Source organism: Aerosakkonema sp. BLCC-F183 (assembly GCF_041929145.1).
Classification (GTDB): domain Bacteria; phylum Cyanobacteriota; class Cyanobacteriia; order Cyanobacteriales; family Aerosakkonemataceae; genus Aerosakkonema.
This window is the reverse complement of sequence record NZ_JBHFNU010000106.1, coordinates 25,628-49,103: the sequence shown is the minus strand read 5'-3', so window position 1 is coordinate 49,103 and position 23,476 is coordinate 25,628. Positions and strand designations below refer to the sequence as shown.

At 45.1% G+C, this 23,476-nt stretch carries 15 protein-coding genes; 8 read left to right on the top strand and 7 right to left on the bottom strand.

The window, feature by feature from the left end; translation table 11 throughout:
- The first annotated feature begins 241 nt into the window (after positions 1–241).
- The 3 genes from minC (at position 242) to minE (ending at position 2,366) form a co-directional block, all read left to right on the top strand.
- The gene (gene minC, locus ACE1CD_RS31345) at positions 242–1,045 is read left to right on the top strand and encodes a septum site-determining protein MinC (RefSeq protein ID WP_374827278.1); all 804 of its coding nucleotides are present in this window, start codon (positions 242–244) and stop codon (positions 1,043–1,045) included.
- Between the two features lie 134 nt (positions 1,046–1,179).
- Positions 1,180–1,989 (top strand): septum site-determining protein MinD, encoded by an 810-nt coding sequence (gene minD, locus ACE1CD_RS31340; RefSeq protein ID WP_374827277.1) that lies wholly within the window; start codon positions 1,180–1,182, stop codon positions 1,987–1,989.
- A gap of 77 nt (positions 1,990–2,066) precedes the next feature.
- A complete protein-coding gene (gene minE / locus ACE1CD_RS31335; RefSeq protein ID WP_374827276.1) occupies positions 2,067–2,366 on the top strand; it encodes a cell division topological specificity factor MinE in 300 nt (99 codons plus the stop codon).
- A 471-nt stretch (positions 2,367–2,837) separates the two neighbouring features.
- Here minE and ACE1CD_RS31330 read toward each other — a convergent pair whose 3' ends face one another.
- Positions 2,838–3,194, bottom strand: a complete 357-nt coding sequence (locus ACE1CD_RS31330; protein ID WP_374827275.1) for a transposase family protein — start codon at positions 3,192–3,194, stop codon at positions 2,838–2,840.
- Between the two features lie 164 nt (positions 3,195–3,358).
- On the opposite strand from ACE1CD_RS31330, the gene ACE1CD_RS31325 reads away from it, so the two are divergent.
- Positions 3,359–3,766 carry a response regulator gene (locus tag ACE1CD_RS31325; protein WP_374827274.1) on the top strand — a complete coding sequence of 136 codons (408 nt, stop codon included), beginning with the start codon at positions 3,359–3,361 and terminating at the stop codon, positions 3,764–3,766.
- A 386-nt stretch (positions 3,767–4,152) separates the two neighbouring features.
- Here the strand turns inward: ACE1CD_RS31325 and ACE1CD_RS31320 are convergent, their stop codons facing one another.
- The gene (locus ACE1CD_RS31320) at positions 4,153–4,326 is read right to left on the bottom strand and encodes a hypothetical protein (RefSeq protein WP_374827273.1); all 174 of its coding nucleotides are present in this window, start codon (positions 4,324–4,326) and stop codon (positions 4,153–4,155) included.
- A 154-nt stretch (positions 4,327–4,480) separates the two neighbouring features.
- Between ACE1CD_RS31320 and ACE1CD_RS31315 the strand changes: the two genes are divergently transcribed.
- The 4 genes from ACE1CD_RS31315 (at position 4,481) to ACE1CD_RS31300 (ending at position 9,863) form a co-directional block, all read left to right on the top strand.
- A complete protein-coding gene (locus ACE1CD_RS31315; protein WP_374827272.1) occupies positions 4,481–5,848 on the top strand; it encodes a CmpA/NrtA family ABC transporter substrate-binding protein in 1,368 nt (455 codons plus the stop codon).
- An 88-nt stretch (positions 5,849–5,936) separates the two neighbouring features.
- A complete protein-coding gene (ntrB, locus tag ACE1CD_RS31310; protein WP_374827271.1) occupies positions 5,937–6,773 on the top strand; it encodes a nitrate ABC transporter permease in 837 nt (278 codons plus the stop codon).
- 104 nt (positions 6,774–6,877) lie between these two features.
- Positions 6,878–8,884 (top strand): nitrate ABC transporter ATP-binding protein, encoded by a 2,007-nt coding sequence (locus tag ACE1CD_RS31305; RefSeq protein ID WP_374793868.1) that lies wholly within the window; start codon positions 6,878–6,880, stop codon positions 8,882–8,884.
- Between the two features lie 127 nt (positions 8,885–9,011).
- Positions 9,012–9,863, top strand: coding sequence for a nitrate ABC transporter ATP-binding protein (locus ACE1CD_RS31300; protein WP_374827269.1), 852 nt, complete (start codon positions 9,012–9,014; stop codon positions 9,861–9,863).
- Between the two features lie 139 nt (positions 9,864–10,002).
- On the opposite strand, the gene ACE1CD_RS31295 is transcribed toward ACE1CD_RS31300, so the two are convergent.
- From ACE1CD_RS31295 to ACE1CD_RS31275, 5 genes are all read right to left on the bottom strand, one after another.
- Complete coding sequence (locus ACE1CD_RS31295; RefSeq protein WP_374827268.1) at positions 10,003–11,121, bottom strand: sulfate ABC transporter substrate-binding protein; 1,119 nt, start codon at positions 11,119–11,121, stop codon at positions 10,003–10,005.
- Between the two features lie 471 nt (positions 11,122–11,592).
- Positions 11,593–12,882, bottom strand: coding sequence for a sensor histidine kinase (locus ACE1CD_RS31290; protein ID WP_374827267.1), 1,290 nt, complete (start codon positions 12,880–12,882; stop codon positions 11,593–11,595).
- A 54-nt stretch (positions 12,883–12,936) separates the two neighbouring features.
- Positions 12,937–16,086, bottom strand: coding sequence for an ATP-binding protein (locus ACE1CD_RS31285; RefSeq protein ID WP_374827266.1), 3,150 nt, complete (start codon positions 16,084–16,086; stop codon positions 12,937–12,939).
- Positions 16,087–16,137: 51 nt separating this feature from the next.
- Entirely contained in the window at positions 16,138–22,491 is a 6,354-nt protein-coding gene (locus tag ACE1CD_RS31280; RefSeq protein WP_374827265.1) for a PAS domain S-box protein, read from the bottom strand.
- A 461-nt stretch (positions 22,492–22,952) separates the two neighbouring features.
- The gene (locus tag ACE1CD_RS31275) at positions 22,953–23,474 is read right to left on the bottom strand and encodes a response regulator (protein ID WP_374793862.1); all 522 of its coding nucleotides are present in this window, start codon (positions 23,472–23,474) and stop codon (positions 22,953–22,955) included.
- Positions 23,475–23,476 lie beyond the last annotated feature (2 nt).

The window sequence follows — 23,476 nt, the reverse complement described above, 5'->3', positions numbered from 1 at the left end:
GTAGGTTGGGTTGAGGCACGAAACCTAACGCATCTGTTGGGTTTCGTGCCTCAACCCAACCTACAAAAAAATGACTGGGGGAGGGGTCAGATTCCGGAGTCAATTTGCCAACAGCATCATAAGTTTCCTGGGCGCTGTCGTGGAGAGTAGAAAACATTGCTTTAGCCGTATTTGGCTTTGAAATATCACGCGACTATTAAGATAGTGTTATTCTGTCTGTTGCCGATCGCGCCAACACCGCATGACTGTAGATTCTTCTGTTCCTCCCTCAGTCGAGACAATTCCCGAAAGTCCCCCAGCACCAGTTCTGCCCTTGCAAGTGCATCTCAAGGGTGAAGATGGCAAGCTATTGTTAATCTTGCCGCCAGAAACTCCCAACTCGGATGGTGCTGCGGCTGCTGCGATCGCATGGCCCGATATTTGGCTACAGCTCAAGCAGCGTCTGGGTGCTGGCGAACGTTTCTGGGAACCGAATACACCTGTGCATTTAATGGCGCAAGACCGACTTTTGGATGGACGGCAGTTACAAGAAATTGCTAATGCCCTCTCAGAATGCCAGCTACAACTAGAACGGGTTTCTACCGGTCGTCGTCAAACTGCGGTTGCTGCGGCTACTGCCGGTTATTCTGTAGAGCAACACTCAGTTGCAATTTCGTTCCTGAACAAACCGAATCCAAAACCGGGACAGGCGCTGGCGGAACCATTGTACCTGGAAACAACTTTACGCTCTGGGGTAGAGGTTCGTCACCCCGGTACGATCGTAATTTTGGGAGATGTTAATCCTGGCAGTTCCGTTGTGGCTGATGGCGATATTCTAGTCTGGGGTCGTCTGCGCGGATTTGTTCATGCCGGTGCTAAAGGGAATGCCCAATGTCTAATTATGGCTCTCCAGATGGAACCAACTCAGCTGCGAATAGCCGATTATGTCGCTAGGGCACCAGAAAAGCCCCCGGCTGAGTTTTACGCGGAGGTCGCTTATGTCACTCCCCAGGGAATTCGCATTGCGAAAGCTACTGGTTTTGTTAGACCCAATTTGGAAGAGTAGGAAAGTCAAAAGTCAAAAGTCAAAAGTCAAAAGTCCTCTTCCCTCTTCCCTCTTGCCTAGCCCCTAACCCCTAACCCCTAGCCCCTAACCCCTAACCCCTAACCCCTAGCCAAAATCCAAAATCCAAAATTAATATGAGTCGTATTATTGTTGTCACTTCAGGTAAAGGAGGGGTGGGAAAAACTACCTCTACTGCCAATATTGGCATGGCGATCGCATCTCGCGGTCATCAGGTTGCTGTGGTAGATGCCGATTTTGGTTTGCGAAATCTCGACTTGCTGCTGGGATTGGAAAATCGAATTGTCTACACCGCAGTCGATGTGCTGGCTGGTGAGTGTACCTTAGAAAAAGCTTTGGTGCGAGATAAGCGACAGCCAAAACTGGTACTTCTGCCAGCTGCCCAAAACCGCACCAAGGAAGCGGTAACGCCAGACCAAATGAAAAAGCTGGTGACTGAGTTGGCAAAAAGCCACGAATATATTTTGATTGATAGTCCGGCGGGAATTGAGATGGGTTTTCGCAATGCGATCGCTCCCGCAAAAGAAGCTATTATCGTCACAACTCCGGAAATTGCCGCCGTTCGGGATGCCGATCGAGTGATCGGTTTGTTAGAAGCCCACAGCATTAAGCGCATTCACTTAATTGTCAACCGCATCAGACCGGCAATGGTGCAAGCTAACGATATGATGTCAGTGCAGGACGTTCAGGAAATTCTCGCAATTCCGATATTAGGTGTTATTCCGGATGATGAGCGCGTCATTGTTTCCACTAACCGTGGCGAACCCCTGGTTTTGGGGGGAAGTAACTCTCTCGCCGCTACAGCTTATGGTAACATCGCTCGGCGCTTGGACGGCGAAAAAGTGGAGTTTCTCGATCTCGATGCCCCTTCTGATGGCTTCTTCTCCCGTATCCGCCGCTTCTTTGGCGGTAAGCCCCGCAGTTAAAGGAGGGGGAGAGTGGAAGAATTACCTATGCCCTATGCCCTATGCCCTATGCCCCATTTTTAATTTTGTCATCTACCATGATTAACGAACTTCTGGAACGACTTTTTCCTTGGACAACCGCTACTAACAGTCGCGAGGAAGTTAAGCGTCGCCTGCAACTGGTGATCGCACACGATCGCGCAGGTCTTTCTCCAGAGGCGATGGAGGCTATGCGTAAGGAAATTCTGGAAGTTGTTTCTCGCTATGTGGAAATCGAGGCCGAGGGGTTGGAGTTTTCGGTAGAGAGTCACGAACGTGCTACCGCTTTGATTGCTAATCTCCCCATTCGGCGGGTTAAGGTCGATTCAGAGGAAATTACTCCAGAGGAAATTACTTAAGTCCGATCGCACATATCGTTTCCGGTTGCGTCTGAATCATTAAGGCCGCAGAGAAACACCCCACCCCCAACCCCTCCCCGTAGACGGGGAGGGCAGGGAGGGCAGAGGGACACAGGGGTTAATCAACAGAAAACGAACAATTCCGATGCAGACGGATTCGATCTGAAACGTCTCCAGCATTTTTATACCAAAAATAAAAAATGGGTAGAGAACTGGATTACGTATATACTCCCAGTCCGTCTCCTGAAAAAATCTACCTTAGAGTAGGTTTTTACTGGTATTTACTTAGTATCACTATAAGTAAATATGTTTTTTTGATAAAGAGGTAGAAATAATACGGAGATAAATAATCATTGCTGCAAATTTTACGTAGCAAAATTGTCATACAAGCGCCAATACAGCAAAAAATAAGTGATTTTACGTAACGATTCCTGGCGGCTGAAGCGAAAGAAGTATCGCGCGATCGACCGTTTACCTTGTTTCGGTAATATTGCTCACGTCACGATGAATAACTTGCTCTGTAACAGCTTGGGCGTATCTATAAGTAAAACTTTTTTTATTTTCTACGAAGTCTAAAGTTTCACTAAAAGGCTTGTGGCAATTTTCACACTTGAATCGTCGCCGATTTACTTTCAAAAAAACTTCTCTATCCCCTATTGGTAAATCTCTTACTAAGTGGCCTTGATTTTGATGCAGGCGATGACTTGTTTGAGCGCAACGGGGGCAAACTGCTGTTTTCTGATTGACTCTTACAGATAAAATTAATGTTTTTTCTGTTTCTTTACTATTTTCTACTATCACACCAGGTAAATTTAGTAATTTTGTCATTTTCCTTTTCATAACTTACTCTAAAATCACTAGATTTTGAGGTTTATCTTTATATTTTAGCACACTAAGTACGGAAGAACCTACTTTACCACAAGCGTTTAAAGCTAGTTTGCAGCTTTGGAACTAAAACATGATATTGGTGGGAAGGCTAAGAGTTGCAATTTATGAGTAAACGGATTTTGGTGATTGACGATGAATATCCGCTGCGGCGGGTGATTCAACTGGCGTTGAAAATGACGGTTGGCTGGGAGGTATTGACTGCCGGGTCAGGTGAGGAGGCTATACAAAAAGCTGAGACTGAGCGACCCGACGCGATTATTTTGGATGTGATGATGCCAGAGATGGATGGCTCGGCTACTCTCGCACATCTGCGAGCCAACAAATTTACTCAGTACATACCTATAATTTTGCTCACAGCTAAGGTGCAGGTTGTAGAGCAAAAGTATTTCGCTAACTTAGGGGTAGCCGCAGCGATCGTTAAGCCTTTCGATCCCGCTACCTTGGCTTACCAGATCGCAAAAGCCTTGAACTGGGATATATCAACGACAGTTGATTCTAAGATGAGAGACTGAGGGAGGTTAGTGCCTGCCTGGGGCCAAGAAGGGACTGAGCTCGCGATCGAAATTCCAATTAAACCAGATCGAGCAGGGGTTGGAGCAGTTAAGGTAATGGCTGTCAATCTATAAGACGAAATATATTAAAGATATGGATAAACCCAGTTATACCACTTCAATAATTTTAAGTTATAGTAGTAAGCGAGCGATACCATTTGGCTTTCGATGCGCTACATATATGGAGCTAACTTAAACGCTGGTTATCGCTTTAATAAGCATTACTTATAAGTAATGCCCCATAGAGAGGATTCCCCCAGAACTCTCTATCAATACCATTTAATTTTTCGTTGATAATTGAGACTTGTAAGTTAACCACGCAGCTACAAGAAGTGCTAAAGTTACTTTTAACTCAGAAAAGTAACTGAGCCACTCAATTTAATAAAATCTACAGATGCCAAATCTGGCGTCTGTAAAACGAACAAGGATTTGGACAATCTTCCAGTCTTAATGGCCGCAAATTGATCGCCCAGTTTGCGGCTGACTGATAAAGCATGACTGTAGATAGCAGGAAACTTCATGACTGCTTGAAGTTGCCTATTTCTACTGCGCGCCTAATGTGCATAACTGTTAGCAATAGGGACTCTTGGAGTTATTCTCTAAGGCTTTTCCTTAGCAGTTTTGCAGTAATTTTGTTTGCGAACTTACTCGGAGTATCGATGGCAAGGAGTTAATATGAACCAGTCTACTAATCAATTTTCTCGCCGCAAATTTCTCGTTACAGCTGGAGCTTCTGCTGTAGGTTCTGTTCTCCTCAAAGGCTGTTTGGGAAATCCCCCCGAATACACGTCTCAAAACACACAAAGCAGTCCGACCGCTATTCCCGTTGCTAATGTCAGTGCTGGCGAAGCACCAGAAACGACCAAAATCAAGTTGGGATATATACCGATTGTAGAAGCAGCACCCTTGATTGTGGCAAAAGAAAAAGGCTTTTTTGCTAGGTACGGCATGACTGAGGTCGATATTGCCAAACAAGCTAACTGGGGTGCGGCTAGAGATAACTTAGAAATCGGGTCTGGTGGTGGAGGCGTTGATGGGGGCCAATGGCAGATGCCCATGCCTTATTTAATCTCGGAAGGCAAGATTACCAAAGGCAATGTCAAAATCCCCATGTATGTGCTGTGCCAGTTGAATACGCAGGGAAATGGAATTGCAGTCTCCAGCAAGCACAAAGGCAAAATTGGGTTAAAACTAGGCGGAACTAAATCAATTTTCGATGGGCTGAAAAGCAGCGGTAGTCAATTCACTGCCGCCTATACTTTTCCCCACGTCAACCAAGATTTTTGGATACGCTATTGGTTGGCCGCAGGCGATATCGACCCAGATAAAGAAGTCAAATTACTCACCGTACCCGCTGCCCAAACTGTTGCCAACATGAAGACGGGAACAATGGATGCGTTTAGTACAGGCGACCCTTGGCCTTTCCGCATTGTCAAAGACGGCATCGGCTACATGGCAGCATTAACAGCAGAAATTTGGAAAGATCACCCCGAAGAATATTTAGCCATTCGCGCCGACTGGGTGGATAAACATCCTAAAGCAACTAAAGCTTTATTAAAAGGCATTATGGAAGCTCAGAAATGGTGCGACGATTTCAACAACCGCCAAGAACTAGCGCAAATTTTGTCTAGCCGAAACTACTTTGGCGTACCTATAGAAGTTTTGCTCGAACCATTTATGGGCAAATACGATATGGGCGATGGTCGCATCATTGATGACAAATCAATGGCAACCTACTATTGGAAGGATTCCAAAGGCAACGTTTCTTATCCCTACAAGAGTCACGATTTGTGGTTTTTAACTGAAAGCGTGCGCTGGGGTTTTATTCCGGTAGATACGATGACGAATGCTAAGCAATTAATCGATAAAGTCAACCGCGAAGATTTGTGGCGAGAAGCCGCGAAAGAAGCTGGATTTGCTGCCGCCGATATTCCCACCGATACATCCCGTGGTATTGAAGAGTTCTTTGATGGCATCAAGTTTGACCCCGCCGATCCGATGGCTTATTTGAAGAGTTTGAAGATCAAGAAAGTGCAAGTTTAGGGAGAAGACCAAGAGAGTTACCCTATTCCTGCTCCCTGCTGCCTCTCGTACTAACAACTACCTAATTTGAAGAAGGAAAATAGAATCAATGACAACTTTGCAAAGACGTCCAAGCTCTGCCGCTCAGAATAAATGGTTGGCTAAACTACAAAAACAATTTCCCGATTTGCTCCCTCCGATTGCCGCCATTACTATTTTCTTAATCGTTTGGCAGTTGTTTTCTTGGCTTCCGGGCGCAACCCTACCAGGGCCGATTCAAGTCGTTACAGACACCAGGATTTTGATTTTATACCCGTTTTACGATTTGGGGGGAACAAATAAAGGTCTATTCTGGCAAATTCTCGCTAGCTTGCAACGGGTTGCAGTTAGCTACATCTTGGCTGCTGTTGTTGGTATTGGCTTGGGCATTTTAGTGGGAACGAATAAAACTGTTTCCAAAGCCTTAGACCCAATTTTTCAGCTATTGCGGACAGTACCGCCTTTGGCTTGGGTTCCCATTTCGTTAGCAGCTTTGCGACAAAACGAGCCTGCTGCTTTGTTTGTAATTTTTATCACGGCAATTTGGCCTATCTTAATCAATACAGCCGTGGGCGTGAAACAAATTCCCCAAGATTACAATAACGTTGCCAAAGTGCTGCAATTGAACCGCAAACAGTATTTCTTTAATATCCTTATTCCCGCTACGCTTCCCTACATTTTCACTGGCTTGAGGATTGCGATCGGTCTAGCTTGGTTAGCGATTATTGCGGCAGAAATTGTGATGTCCGGTATTGTGGGAATTGGCTTCTTTATCTGGGAAGCATATCAAAACAACGCCATCAGCGAAGTAATTATAGCCCTGGTTTATATCGGTGTGGTGGGCTTACTGCTCGACAAATTTATGCTGTGGCTGGAATCGGTAATTATCGCCCAAGGACAAAAATAAAAAATGGGCGTCGGGCGTCGGGAATAGATTAATTCTCCCACGCCCGCATTCCCCCACTCTCCCACTCCCCCACTCTCTCTTACCACTACCAATTAGCAATACCTATGTCTTTTTTTGTTGCTGTTGACCAAATTGAAAAGGTTTTCGATCTAGGCGAGAATGGCAAATACATTGCGCTCAAAGGGATTGACCTCCAGATTGAAAAAGGGGAATTTATCTCATTAATCGGTCACTCCGGTTGCGGTAAATCGACGTTGCTCAACATGATTGCGGGTTTGGATTTACCCACAGAAGGCGTTGTTACCTTAGAAGGGGAACAAATTAGAAAACCTGGCCCAGACCGGATGGTGGTTTTTCAAAATTATTCCCTATTGCCTTGGCGGACAGTACGGGAAAATATTGGCCTTGCTGTGGATGCGGTGATGCCAGATTTATCTAAAGGCGATCGCAGCGCTATTGTGGAAAAACATATCGATTTAGTGGGATTGCGTCCGCATGGCGATAAACTGCCAGCAATGTTATCTGGGGGACAAAAACAGCGGGTGGCGATCGCCCGCGCCCTGGCCATCCGCCCCAAACTCTTGCTGCTAGATGAACCCTTCGGTGCGTTGGACGCCCTGACGCGGGGGAATTTGCAAGAGCAATTAATGAAAATTTGCGAAGAAAACCAAGTCACTGCCGTGATGGTAACGCACGATGTCGATGAAGCGGTGCTGTTATCCGATCGCATTGTCATGCTGACCAACGGCCCAGAATCTAAAATCGGTCAGATTTTAGAAGTAGATATTCCCCGACCCCGCAAGCGCATGGAAGTAGTCGAACATCCCAGCTATTACAGCTTGCGAAGCGAAATGATTTATTTCTTGAACCAACAGAAACGGATCAAGAAAATTCGGGCCAGAAAAACTACGGCGATCGCACGTCACGGTCTGGAAAAAGTTAACCTGGAAATTGGCTTCCTACCCCTTACCGCTTGCGCCCCTCTCGCCGTTGCTAAAGAAAAGAACTTTTTTGCCAAACACGGACTCGATGAAGTTACTCTAGTCCGGGAAAGCAACTGGCGCGGTGTGGAAGACGGCATAGTTGGCGGTTACTTAGATGCAGCCCAAATGCCTTCCGGGATGCCGATGTGGTTAACTTTGGGCGGAGAAGGAGACAAACCCATCTCTGTTGTGACTTCCCTGACGATGACTCGCAATGGCAATGCCATCACTTTGGATAAGCGATTTTACGACAAAGGGATACACAGCTTATCGGATTTTAAGCGCTTTTTGTTAAAGACGCGCAATCGTCAGCACAGATTGGGAGTTGTGCATCCTTCCTCCATGCACAACCTCTTGTTGCGCTACTGGTTAGCATCTGGAGGTATCGACCCCGATACCGATGTTTCCCTCCAAAATCTGCCACCAGCCCAAATGGTAGTCGATTTGCAAGCAGGCAGCATCGATGGGTATTGCGTTGGCGAACCTTGGAACATTCGGGCGGCAATGGAAAACGTTGGTTTTACCGTTGCCACTGACTTAGAAATTTGGAACGGACATCCCGGTAAAGTTCTCGGTGTGCGAGAAGATTGGGCGAATACTTATCCGAATACTCATATCGCTTTAGTGAAAGCACTACTGGAAGCTTGTCGCTACTGCGCCGATGAAAATAATGCGGAAGAAGTGCGTCAAATCTTGGCAAAAAGGGAGTATCTCAGCACCGATATTAGTTATATCCAATTGGGCGATCCCAATATTGCTTTTTGCGATTTAGATCGCCCGATGCGGGAATACGCTCATCACCTATTTTACGGAGAAGGCGCGAACCGTCCCAGCCGCACCGAACAACTTTGGATTATGACGCAATTAGCGCGTTGGGGACATACACCTTTCCCGCGCAATTGGATGGAAATTTTGGAACGTATGTGTCGCGTTTCGGTATTTAGTACGGCAGCGAGAGAACTTGGCATTCTCGATATGAAATATAATCGCGGCCCGATTCCCTTATTCGATGGCTCTTCTTTTGATACGGAAGACCCGATTGCGTACCTCAATAGCTTAGGGATTAAACGGGATTTTTCAGTTGCAGAAGTAATTCTCGATTCCCGCAGTCCAATTTTCGCTGCTTAAAAGATCAATTGTCATCAGTCAGTTGTTAGTTGGACTTCATTTGACATTTTACTGCTGACAACTGACCGGATTGTGCAATTTTTACGCCCGCTCGCTCACGCTCGATTACTAATTTACCAATCCAGTCATGACCAACAGAAATCTCAAAGTTGTGGAAACTTCCAAACAGCCCAAGAAATTGGGATTAACCCGTCAGCCTTATTTGTCGATCGACAAGGTTTCTAAGGTTTATCCCACACCGAGAGGGCCGTTTACAGTCCTGAAGGATGTTAATCTGACCATCTACGAAGGCGAATTCATTTGCTTAATCGGTCACTCCGGTTGCGGTAAATCGACGCTGCTGAATATGGTGTCCGGTTTTGCCACGCCAACAGACGGGGAAGTAAGATTGGGAGGCCAGCGCATTACCAAACCTGGGCCAGACCGGATGGTGGTGTTTCAAAGCTACGCTTTACTGCCTTGGCTAACAGCTTACGACAACATTTATTTGGCTGTCGATGCTGTTTATGGCAACAAACTCAAAGCTGAAAAAGATGCCATTGTACGGGAACATTTGGCCTTGGTAGGTTTGTTAGACGCCGCCGAGAAAAAGCCGCCGCAAATGTCAGGTGGGATGCGCCAGCGGGTTTCTATTGCCCGTGCTTTATCTATTCGCCCTCAAGTGTTAATTTTAGACGAACCGTTTGGGGCGCTGGATGCAATTACTAAAGAAGAATTGCAGGAAGAATTGTTGAAAATCTGGAACGATCATCGCTGCACAGTGTTGATGATTACCCACGATATCGATGAGGCTTTATTCCTGGCAGACCGCTTGGTAATGATGACGAATGGCCCTGCGGCACAAATTGGTGAAGTGTTGGAAATTCCTTTTTCCCGTCCGCGCGATCGCGCCCGCATTATGGAAGATCCGCAATACTACAAACTCCGAAATCACGCTTTAGATTTCCTCTTCCACCGCTTCGCCCACAACGACGATTAAGTCAAAAGTCCAAAGTCCAAAGTCCAAAGTCAAAATTTCTTCTCTTCCCTTTTCTGCCACTTTTCTAAACCCAGAAACCCGGTTTCTTGAAGAAACCGGGTTTCCAGTTTTAAGTTATCAAAAAAACAGAAACAGCTAATTAATTACGCGAAGCAACTTGCAGTTGATCGAATAGCGCACCATCGGCAAAAAATCTTCTTTGCGCCCCATCCCAACCGCCTAGCTGGGAGATTGTAAAAAGTTTGCCAATTCTAGGGAAGTTCCTGCTATACTCTGCCGCTACCGTTGTATTAACGGGTCGAAAACCTACCTTAGCGAATTCTCGTTGGGCTTCAGGAGAAAAAAGGTATTGCACAAAAGCTTGTGCTACCTGACGAGTGCCATGTTTATCGGCGTTTTTATCAACCACAGCCACTGGGTTATCGATGGAAATATTCACTTGAGGAATGATGAAAGGTTCTGTTTCTCCCTGCTGTTTAGCTAAGAGAATTTCGTTTTCATAGTTTAGCAATACATCCCCTTGATTTTGCTTGTAAAATACGTCAGATGCTTCGCGAGCATCTTTGGGAAGAATCGGCACGTTTCGATAAACTTGGCCGACAAAGTTACGAGCTGCCTGTTCGTTGCCGCCGTTTTGAGTTACAGAACCCCACAATGCTAAGAAGTTCCAACGAGCTACACCAGAAGTTTTGGGATTGGCAGTAATCACTTTGATGCCACTTTTGGCTAGGTCTGACCAATTTTGTATTCGTTTGGGATTTCCAGGTCGCGTCACCAAAGCGACGACGGATTTACTCACAATTCCACCATTTGGTACTTCTCGCTCCCATCCGGGTTGGATCAGACCGGCTTGTTGAATGCGAGTGACATCAAAACCAAGTGCCAGGTGTACCACATCGGCTTCCAAACCATCAATTACAGCACGGGTTTGCGAACCAGAACCGCCGTAGCTTTGGTTGAATCTGACATTTTGGTTATGTTCTCTTTTCCACTTGGCGGTAAAGCCGGGAATAATTCGATCGTAGGCACTTTTGGTAACAGCAAATGATACCAAAGTCAGTTCCACATCTTTGGCTTGCTGACTCCTGGCTGGCTGAGGAATTAACCAACTCAAACCCAAACCAACGGCAAAAAGTAAAACAAAAGCTCTGAAAAACGAAGATTTGAGCAAGTTGGCTGACTTATCAAAAATAGCTGGCAAACCAGTTCTTTTTCGTAAGCGCAGCAATGCCCACTTTTTTAGACGGGTATACTGCATTGATTGTAATTCCTCCTGTTTTTATTTCTGCTCAATCGTGTTTTCAGCAATGCAAAGCCATCGCTGCATCAAGAAAATTCATGCAACATCAACAATCCCCTATATAAAGACTGGCTATTTGGCGATCGAACCAATCAATAGGGAACTTCATCTGCGCCAAGTATCAGCACCAGATTTTACTTGTTTATAATCTACGGTAAACCAGTGGGAATACAGTAGTTATTGATTACTCAGTATAGTTGCACAAACAATTGCAAAAAGCAAGCCCTTATTTGAGGGACACGAAGCGATCGCATTTATTTGATGATTTTTATTTTTGTTACAAAGTATACAAAGTTGTGTAAAGATAAATTAACTTAAGCGATCTTTACACAACTCTTTAAGTTAGAAAATTTTGTCGGGGGTTGCTTTCTAGTCATCGACGCGATAAATTAGTGCATAAATTTATAAATTACTTATAAAAAATATAATTTAGAGTTGCTGACGAGTCGGAATTTTAATCAAAAACTCAGTACCCTTTCCTTTCGATGACCTGCATTCTAATAACCCTTTGTGCTTATCAACTACAATAGAGTAGGCTATTGCCAATCCTAACCCAGTGCCTTTATCGACTGGCTTGGTGGTAAAAAAGGGATTAAATATTTGTTGCACAACCTCTGGAGTGATTCCCTCGCCGTTGTCAGATATTGCAATTTCAACCCAATTTTCATCTAATAGCTTGGTGCGTATGCTAATTTGTCCTTTTCGCAAAATTAATGATGTTTCACTAAGGGCTAATTCTTCTATCGCATCAATAGCATTGGTGATGATATTGAAAAATACTTGATTTAACTGAGCTGCATAACACTCTACAAGTGGCAAAGTGCCATATTCCTTGATTACTTTAATTTTAGAGGTCTCATCAGTGTAAAGGTTGTCTGAAGTTTCTCCAGATAATCTGTGTTCCAAAAGTAAAAGTGCGTTATCAATATCTGCATGAATATCAACCTGTTTTATTTCCGCTTCGTCGAGCCGAGAAAAACTCTTTAGGCTAACCACAAGGTCGCGAATTCGAGATGCCCCTACTTTCATGGAATCTAAGCTTTTGGGAATATCTGTTTTGAGAAATTCCCAATCCATGTTTTCGATGGCTAAGTTAATCTCTTGTTCTGGCTGAGGGTAATATTTTTGATAAAGATGGATTAGCTCGATCAGGTCATTGAAGCTGTTTTTGGTATAATCGAGGTTGCCGCTGATAAAAGTAATCGGGTTGTTGATGGCGTGAGCGATTCCTGCCACCATTTGGCCAAGAGACGACATTTTTTCGCTTTGCACCAGTTGAGCCTGAGTTTGTTGCAAATCTTGCAAAGTCTGACTGAGTTGCTGATTCGCTTCGCTCAATTGCTGCTGGTATTGATGTACTCGCAATCCCGCTCTTACCCGCGCCAACAATTCATTTGGCTCGATGGGTTTGGAGACAAAATCATCTGCGCCTGCATCTAAACCTAGCACGCGATCGGCTATAGAATCCCGTGCAGTCAACAAAATAAAAAATGTGCTGCTTAATTCGGGTGTTGCCTTAACGCGACGGCAAACTTCTACTCCGTCCATCAGTGGCATCATCCAATCGCAAAGTATTAATGCCGGACGGATTTTAACTGCCTGTTGCAGTCCTTCTTCACCGTTTTTAGCGACAGTAACTTCATAACCTTCTAGTTGGAGGTCTCTTTTCAGAAGTAAACGAGTGGCCGAATCATCTTCAACTACAAGTATTTTGGACATGAGAAAGTAATTGATGATTGGGAAAAAGTTGATATGGCTATGAACCATGAGTCTTTAGCCATTATCTATGACCGATTCCCAATTAGCAATGAAGGTTTTGACACTCTCTAAAATATTTTCCATATCTGTTATAATCAGATCTGCTCCATCTAGCTGGTTTAATTCCGCTTGTTTTTGTAAGGTGAGTGCAAGATCCGGCATAAATCTAATAGCTACGGTAGCGCTTCCGCCTTTGATCTGATGAGCGCGGCGAGCGAGGGTCTGAGCATCTCCTGAAAGCAAAGCTTGTTTGGCTTCTTCTATGTAAGTGGGAGCATCCTCCATAAAAGCTTGCAGTAATTCAAGTTGGAATTCCGAGCTACCTCTGGTGATTTCGTTGAGACGATCGCGATCGATAATTTCTTCTTCATAAGTTTGGGTTGGCAATTCTGAATGAATGTGAGGATTGACTGGCGGTTGAAGTTGAGAATTTATGTTTTCTACCGATAGTTTTTTATCCACAATCTTTCTTCCTTCATCGTACTTGTGCATCCATCGTTCTATAGCGACTGACAATTCGTGCATAGAAACGGGTTTGGTGAGGTAGTCATCCATACCTGCCGCCAGACACTTTTGGCGATCTTCTCTCATCGCGTGAGCAGTCAAGGCAATAACTACAGTGTGTCGATCGTCACCCTCCTGGGCGCGAATTCTTTTTGTAGTTTCATAGCCATCTAGCATCGGCATTTGACAATCCATCAATACTAAATCGTAGGCGATAGATGCCATTCGATCGAGTGCTTCTTCACCGTTTGGAGTGCAATCAGCCTCATAACCCAAGAATTTTAGTTGATTTAGCACCACTTTTTGGTTAATTGGAGTATCTTCCACCAACAATATTTTCAGTTTTTGTTTTGGCGATCGGTAATCGGCAATTGGCGGCTGAGATGGGGAAGCATTTCCCTCTCCCCGACTCTCTATGTCTTCTTCTGTCTTATTCCTGTCCCTTTCTGGACTTATTTGGAAAGGCACTGCAAACCAAAATTCCGAACCCTTACCCAGCTCGCTCTTGACCCCTATTTCACCGCCCATCAACTCCACTAGCTGCTTGCAAATTGCCAAACCCAAACCAGTACCTCCATAAGCTCTTGTAGTGGAGCTATCTAGTTGAGAGAAGGATTGAAACAATTTTTTTTGGTTTTCAGGTGCGATGCCAATTCCCGTATCTCGGATAGCAAACAAAATCCAAAATTCTGAATTGATAGTTTTTTCGCAATCTTCCCTAGTGACGCCTGATTTATTTTGATGATTCGTGACTGTAACTACCACTTCTCCAAAAGCGGTGAACTTAATCGCATTTGCTACTAAATTTGTAATAATTTGTGCCAAGCGATGCGGGTCTCCTATTAATTTTTCGGGTAGATTGGGTGCGATGGCGGTACGCAATTCGATCGCTTTGGCATGGCTCTGAATTTGCAGTATGCTTACCACCGATTCTATGTTGCTCTTCAAGTTAAATTCCTGCATTTCCAGGCGCATTTTACCGACTTCCAACTGGGAGAATTCCAGCAGATCGTTAATCAGCGCTTGCTGGTGTTCCGCGCTTACTTTGAGCAACAGTATGAATTCTTCCTGTTGCTTTGTGAGCGGCGTTTGCAAAAGTAAATCTGTCATTCCCAAAATGCCATTCATGGGAGTGCGGATTTCGTGACTCATGTTGGCTAAAAAAGCAGATTTCATCCGAGATGCTTGTAAAGCTGCTTCTCTGGCTTCTACCAATTCATTAATTATCTGCGTCACGATGACAATGCCACCAATGTGGCTTTTTCGATTTGGAATGTAAGATTTTGAGTTGTTAAATTTATTTTCAACCAATACTAAACCTGTTTGTGCGTACCAGGGCTGGACTGCCCAGCGCAGATAAAGTTTGTTGCCATCTTCTAGCTCCAGAGCTTCTTCGGGCTTGGAAATTACCTCACCTTGCAGCGCCTGGTAATAAATAGGTTTGAAAAGTTTTGCCAAATTTGGTAAAACTTCATAGTGCGATCGCCCGCTCAAGTTTTGCCCTTGGAGATTGTAATCCTTCAGCCATCGATCGCTGTAGGCAATGTACCGCATCTCCGTATCTAACATCGCCATTGCCACGGGTGCATTGGTAATAATTTGACGCAGTTGTTGGCGCTCTTGCTCCAAAGCCAATTCTACTTTTTTGCGCTCTACTATTTCAGCCTTAAGAGACTTGAGCGTTTTTGATAACTCGGCAGTGCGTTCCTCAACGCGAATTTCTAATTCATCCAAAGCTTGGTGCAAACTTTCTTGCGCCCACTTGCGTTGAACTTCCGCAGCAGCTCGCGCCGCAAAAATTTTCATAATTTCTTTGGCGCTTTCTACATCCTGTAGCGGCTTGTCGTTGTTAATGCACAAAACGCCAATTACTTGTTGTAATGAATCCAGCAGAGGCACTCCTAAATAACAAACTGCACCCATAGCAACTAGCCCTTTAGCTTGTGGGAACAGTTCTTGTGTACGCTCTGGGTAGAAAAACAGCTTTCCCTGTTCGATCGCCGGTTCGCAAGGAGTACCGATTAAATCGTCATCAAAGTTTTCCCGCAATTTGCCATCTGCCCAGCAAGCAAGAGTCTGCAATTTATCGGGCTGGTTCCTCACAGTTTGTGCTATAAAAGCGTAGCGAACATCCAAGGCTGCTGCCAGATGAGTGACAACAGCTGAAAAGAATTCTTCACCCGTTACGGAAGCTGTTGCTACTACAATATTGTGTAGAATTTCTTCTGCTCGCTGACGATCGGCTATTTCTTTTTCCAGTTCCCGATTAATTTTCTCTAGTTGCTCTGGAGTTTTCAGCGCCAAGAATTGGGGCAACAGGGTGACCATTTGTCCCGCTGTGAAGCAAGAAACCAAGCCAGTCAGTGCTTTTTCCAAACCCGATAGCCAGTAAGCTGGATGCCAAAGCGTCCAAATTTCCAGTAAGTGACCTGTGCCGCAGAGGATAATGAAGGCTCCGAATAGGGCAAATATTCCTGAAAAGGGAACATCTTGCCGCTTGTAGATAAAATATATTAGCATCGCGGGAATAGAGAAATACGCAGACGCGATCGCTAAATCTGAAACTATGTGCAGCCAAACCAGCGGAGTTTGCCACAGGTAGCAGTGACCGTGAGGTATATACTGAGTTGGCGATAGTAATTGTTGCAAAAGTTCCCACATTTTTTTAAATTCAAAATCCCTAATCCTTAATCCCTAATCCCTAATCCCTAATTATGAGCTATTAGCTACAAAATTTTTTACATTCTCAAAAATACTTTCTAATTCTGCGATCGCTTCATCTGCACCCTCTAGATTATTTAATTTTGCCTGAGTTTCAAGCCAATCTGCAATATCGGGCATCAATCGAATCGCAACTGTAGCGCTCCCGCCTTTGATTTGGTGAGCGCGACGTGCGAGAGCGTCGCAATCTCCTGACAATATGGCTTGTTTGGCCTCTTGGATATACATTTCCCCATCTTCCACAAAAGCTTGCAGAAGTTCTGCTTGAAACTCTGCATCACCTTTAGTAATTTGGTGCAGGCGTTCAATATCTATAACATCTGCCGATGAGGCTACTATGGTAGGGGAGACCAGGAGACCAGGAGACCAGGAGTGAGGTGACTTTTGATTTTTGACTTTTGACTTTTGACTTTCCTTTTTTATTTGTAATTGGGATACCCAGCGTTCTAAAACTGTTTGGAGTTGGTTAATATCGATCGGTTTGCTGATGTAGTCATCCATACCAGCAGCCAGACATTTTTCCCGTTCTCCGACTAAAGCATTTGCTGTCATAGCAACGATCGTATGACGAGTACCATAGAGACGACGCAACCTTTTTGTTGCTTCATAGCCATCCATCACCGGCATTTGACAATCCATTAATACGATGTCGTAATCCTGTGATGCCAAAATATCTATTGCCTCTTGACCGTTATTGACACAATCTGCCTGGTAGCCCAAAACTTTCAGTTGATTCAAACCGACTTTTTGGTTAACCGGAGTATCCTCAACTAAGAGAATTTTAAAATTTTGTGTTGGAGTGGGAGAGGGGTGAGGGGTGAGGGGAAGAGGAGGAATTTTGACTTTTGACTTTTGACTTTTGACTTTCCCACTCTCCCTGTCTTTCTTCGTCGCATTCACCAAGCAATCAAACAAACGGGTAGCTTTCACAGGTTTAGTTAAATAGTCAGCTAAACCCCCCTCGACCAAATGTTTAATATTTTCACGCTGTTTCGCCTGGGTGAGGAGAACCCATTTCGTTTGCTGCATTAATGGTTCTGAGGTAATTGTGCGTTGCAGTGTTTTGTCGCTTAATTCCTCAAGCTGCATATCGACGAGAGCGATATCGTAGGGACGATTTTCAGCGGTGGCATTTCGCACAGCGATCATTGCCATCCAAGCGCGATCGGTTTCGCTTACCTCCATGCCCCACCAAGTTGCGAGAGAACGCACTATTTTTCGCACAGTAGGTCTATTGCTGACCACGAGCATTTTTAGCCCGGAAAGCGAAGTAACTTCTGGTGTGGGTGGAGAAGGTGAAATTGGTGGCGTTAAAGGGAGAGTAAACCAAAAAGTCGAGCCGACTCCGAAAGTACTTTCTACGCCAATTTCTCCTCCCATCAACTCCACCAGCTGTTTGCAAATTGCTAGACCCAAACCGGTACCTCCGTATTGGCGGGTAGTAGAATCATCGACTTGGGAAAAAGATTGAAACAGCTTTTTCTTACCTTCTGGGCCGATACCAATACCCGTATCGCGCACAGAAAATAGGAGACTGGAGGGGGGAGTAGGGGATGGGGGGAGTGGGGGATGGGTGGAGTTTCCCCCAACGGTAACTTCAATTACCACTTCTCCTTTATCGGTGAATTTGATGGCATTGCCCACCAAATTCATGAGGATTTGGCGCAGACGGGCGGGATCTCCGTTGATTTGTCTGTTGACATTGCGATCGATTAATCCAGCTAATTCCAGTCCCTTATTTTCTGCGGAGGGCGCGAGCAAATCCAGCACTTCTTCCAGACAGACATTTAAGTCAAAATCCACCTTCTCCAGTCGCATTTCTCCAGCTTCGAGTTTGGAGAAGTCGAGAATATCGTTGATCAGAGTCAGCAGAGTTTGAGCGCTGATTCTGAGTGTTTGCACAAAGTCCAGCTGTTCGGCAGTTAGCTCGGTTTTCAGAAGTAAGTCGGTCATTCCCACCACGCCATTCATGGGAGTGCGGATTTCGTGACTCATGTTGGCGAGGAACAAGGACTTCATACGGGAAGCTTGCAATGCTTCCTCTCGTGCTTGTTGCGATCGCTCGAACAAAGTCGATTGCTGGATGGCGATCGCCAGTTGTACGCTCAGCTGTCGTAAAAGCTCGGTTTCCGCTTCAGTCCAAGTCCTTGCACCCTGACATTCGTGGGCGATCAGCAATCCCCATAATTGTGCCTGGGGTGTGGAGCATTGGGGATAGAGGTCGCTTTCCGATGCCTCATCACCTCCTTCCAGTATTCCCCCGTCTTGGATGATAATCGGAACTACTAAGTTAGCCCTGACTTGAAATTGTTCTAATAAAGCGATGTGGCAATCTTTTAAACCGCTACCATAAATATCATCAATTGCGCGAATTCGACCTTTCCCGTACAGAGCGAAATAACTACGCTTAAAGCACTCATCTTGAATTTCTCTCCCCAAAAGCGACATCCAAGGCTCGTTAACGGATTCAACAATTATATAGCCTGTGCAGTCTGGGCGGAAGCGGTAAATAACGACGCGATCGGTCGAGAGTAATTGTCGCACTTCTTCGGTGGTAGTGCTGAGTGTTTGAGTGAGATTGAGAGAGGAGCGCACCCGTATCGCGATCGAAGAAACCAACCGCTCCCGCAAAAACAGTTGCCCCAGGCGCTGTTCCGATTGTCGCAATGAGCGTTCTACTTGCTTGCTCGAACTAATGTCGCGCACTACTGCCGCAAGACAGATCGGTTCTTTAGTTTTCGGATGTTTAACAAGAAAAACATTCATCAAAACATCAATGATTTTACCGTTGCGGAAGTGTTGTAGTTGTGTTTCTCCTTGCCAGCGTCCTTCGCTGAGTGCAGTTGCTAAAATTGTTTGACTAAATTCCTGGTGTAGTGCTTGGGGAACATAATCCAATATATTGGTAGAAAAAGCTGCCGACAAATCTTCTAAACCCACGAGTCGGCGTCCGGCTTCGTTGACAAAGCAAATTTTGCCATCTAAAGATGCTTGGGAAATGAAGTCGCTGCTGTTTTCGATCAGAGAAACAAATTTTTGGCGTTCTTCTTCTGCTTGTTTGCGTTCGGTGATATCGCGGATCACGCCCACATAACAAAGCACATTCCCGGCATGATTGAGGACGGCGAAAGCGGAAGCATCGATTTCTACTATTTTGCCGTCTTTAGTGTGGCAAGTAATTTCACCGCGAAACTTGCCGATGGCGGCTAAACTTTCAGCAACAGGTACAAAATCCTCTTTGCCGATGAGTTGAGGTGTCTGTCCTTTTAGTTCGGTGTCGCTGTATCCAAACAGCTCTTGATGGGCGGCATTTTGTTCCAGGTAAAAACCGTCAGGGTCAATGATACCGATCGCATCGATGGAGTTCAAGAATATCTCTTGGTAGAGCCGCAGTTTTTCCTCTGCCTGTTTGCGATGAGTAATATCTCTGTGCGTTCCCGTCATCCGCAGGGGCTGACCGATTTCATCCCGTTCTGTGACTTTCCCGTGGGAGAGAATCCACTTCCACTTTCCCTGCTTCGATCGCATCCGAAATTCGATTTCGTAGACGGTCGTCGCGCCGACCAGATGGGCGTTTTTGCTCTCTTCAACTCTGGGTAGGTCTTCTGGATGTACTAAGCGCAGGAAAGATTCGTAATTATTCTCGATTTCCTCCATTTCGTACCCCAGCATTTTCTTCCACTGCGGGTCGAAATAGCTATCTTTTGTGTTAACGTGCCAATCCCACAATCCCAAACCGCTGCCTTCCATCGCTAGCTGCAATCGCTCATTGGTCACCAGCAAAGCTTCCGAGGCTCGTTTGCGCTCAATTCCCAAGGCGACTTGACTGGCGATCGACTCTAAGGTATCGAGTATATTTGCCTTGAGAGAGGTGCGGGCAAAGATGGCCATGACGCCGACTACGCGGTCTTCGACAATTAACGGATAACCTGCAAAGGCTTCCATTCCTTCTTGCCGCGCCCACTCCGGGTTGCTAATCCGGGGATCGTTGTGCAGGTCATTCGTCATGTAGGGCTTCTTTTCGGCAGCAATTAAACCAATCTTGAAGCTGCCCACGGCTATGCGAGCGTGAGTGCCGTCGATGTGGGTGTAAATTCCCGCAGAAGCTTGCAGTTCAAGTATGTTTGGATTTAATTCGATCGTCCAAATACGGGCAAAGGCAGCATCCAGATGTTCTACCAATGCCTCGCAGCAACGACGCAGCATCACTGGGAAGTCGTCTGCCCCCGTTAGGGCCAAGCCAATATCAGACCTTAATGCCGACTGTGTGGCTCTTGCGGCTAATTCTTCTTCTACCCCCTTTCTCTCGGTGATGTCGGTGGCTGTGCCGAGAATCTGCTTGACTTTGCCGTCGGGAGTTCTGGCAAAGGGGGTTTCCCGACCCATCAGAGTCCGCCATTCTCCTTTGGCATCCCTGACTCGATATTCTATTTCGAGGATGTCTCCATCAGAAGCAGTCTCCCACTGTTTTACGTACTCTAAGAATGTCGGCCAGTCTTCGGGGTGAATAATATTTGGCAAAAGCGCCTCACCCATCAAGTGAATTTCTTCTGGGGTATAGCCCAGCACAGCGGCAAGTTCGCGATTTGTATAAACGTTGCGCTCTTCGATCCGATCGTAAATGTACCAAAGATTGGGCGTAGCTTCGGCTATTCGTTGAATAAAAAGCTGGCTCTCCCGCAGGGCTTCTTCTGCTTGCTTGCGTTCGGTGATGTCGCGGATAATACAAAGTCGCTCGCCTCCTTCCAGGAGGGTGACGGTGACTTCTTGAGGAAATGTGGTGCCATCCCGTCGCCGACCTCTTGCTTCTGTGCGACAGCAACCTTGTTGCAAAAAGGAGGGATATATTTCTTTGGTAAACCGTTGCAGTTCGGTTTCGTCGTACAATACTTGCCAGCTTTTGCCCAATAATTCTTCGGCTCTGTCGTAGCCAAAGATTTTGAGGTGAGCGTCATTTATATAGATATAGTCTCCGTTAGAGTTAAGGATGGCGATGCCATCGGTAGCAGCTGCGATCGCAGCTGCTTGCTGCTTGAGGGCTGCTTCTGCACGTTTGCGATCGCTGATATCTAAGAATACGGCGATCAGGCGATCGAGCGATCCGGCTTCGTTTTTAATGCAGCTTACCGAAACTCTGGTGTAAACTGTATTGCCATCTTTGCGAAGCAAGCGTTCGTCTAAAACGTAGCCATCTATCTCTCCTGTCAAAACTTTCGATAACTGCTGCCAGTTAGCTTCTCTGTCTGAGGGATGAATCAATTCCAGCCAACTATGACGCAAAAGTTCGTCGCTAGGATATCCCAATATTTTGCACAAGGCGTCGTTCGCTTCTATCCAATACAACTCTTTTTGCGAAGAGAGAAAGGGTGTGGGGAGACCTTCCCTTTTCCCTTCTCCCTCTTGTTTTTGACTTTTAACTTTTGACTTTTGACTTTCTCCCTCTCCCTTTTCAGGCAAGGGTGCATAAATAGCAATCCCAACGAGAGAATTCTCGAAATACCCGCGCAATCTGGCTTCACTAGAGCGCAGTGCCAACATCGCGCTTTTTTGCTCTGTGATATCCTTGAGCGTTCCCGTGCGCGAACAAATACTTCCGTCTGGGGCAAAGCTGAGACGTTCGTCGATATCGACGTAGCGAAATCCACCCGATTTAGTTCGCAGCCGAATTTCATAGCGGCTGTCGTCTTTATTGGTTTTACAATTACCGCTAACCTCAGCTTGTTTTTCTTGATATAATGGAATATCGTCTAAATGAACATAACTTAAAAACGGCGTTTGTAAAGTTTCTTCTGCCGAAAAGCCAGTAATTTCTGTCCAAGCTGGGTTAATAAATGTCCAGTTGCCATCGGCATCTGTTTGGAAAATTACTTCTTTAACATTATTGACTACAAAGCGATATTTTTCTTCGCTGTGGTGCAAAATTTCTTGGCTGTGTTGCCGTTCGATCGCGTAACGCAAAGAGCGAATTAATAGTTCGCTATCAATTTTTCTTTTTACTAAATAATCTTGTGCGCCTGCCAATATTAACTGAAGTGCCAGTTCTTCATCCGCACGAGACGTTAGCACTACAATGGGTATATTTTGATTCTCTTGTTTGAGCTTGATTACAGTTTCAAATCCTTGGCTGTCTGGCAGTGAAAGGTCTAGCAGAATTGCATCAAATTTTTCTTTACTTAAAGTTTCTCGTGCCTCTGACAGTCGCTCTACGCGCTGGAGGATAATCGATCGCCCCCAACTGGTCTCCAATAGCAACTCTTCAATTAGTTCTGCCTCATCAATATTGTCTTCAACCAGGAGAACTCTTAAGCTGCTATGGGCGATCGGTTCTTGAAAAACTGCGTGCATACTATTGCAAATGTTTTAACTTTAGTAAAAACAAAGCGGCTCAATTTATTTTTGAGCTGGCTAACTTTAAAGTTAGCAAATATAAGGTTAAAGTTTTCGCCTAGAAAAGCAAGTTCCCAAAGCTCCACCAGGTTATTTACCAGGCTGGATGCTTGTAGCTCCCGTCTTGTCTGGCTTAGATGTAAATTACTTTATTGCCATAAGTTAATTCATATATTTGGTATAGTTGTGAATCTTATCATAAAAACTTATTTTTGTAAATAATCATTACGGAAAATTTATAAATTTTGTAAATTGGGCTATAATTATATGTTTGAGTAATTAACAAACTCCTCACTAACAAAAGCAGTTATTAAGCTGTTCCGCATTTAAATTTGATGATTGGGGAAACAGAAGAAGTAGCTCTAATCCTCTCCCCTGCCCCCCTGCCCGACTGCCCCCCTGCAATCTTAATAACTAATTTAGATGCGTGACAGCTTATCGGTATGTGGTGGAGGCGTGACAATTTCAAACCAGTAATGGCATAAAGCCTTCATCAGGCTCACCAATTCTTTAAAAGTCAGTGGTTTGACAATAAAAGAATTCGCGCCCAAATTATAGCAATCAAAGATATCTTCCTCCCGTTTTGAAGTAGTGATAACCACAATAGGAATGTGCTTCAAATTAGAGTTAGACTTAATTTGTGCCAGCACTTCTTTTCCATCTAAACAGGGCATATTCAAATCGAGTAAAATCAGGTTTGGGCGCGGCGCTCTGGTAGGATCGCTGTATTGCCCGCGACGGTACAAATAATCCAGAAGTTCTGCACCATCTTCTAATACGTAAAGATCGATCGCTAAAGGAACTTCTGCTAGCGCCTCTGACATTAGGTAACAAGCGTTTTCATCATCGTCAGCTACCAAAACAGTAAATGTTTTGGTATTAATATATGATTTATCATTGCTTACGGCTGTTTTCAAATATGCGCTAGTTAAATTTGTCATAA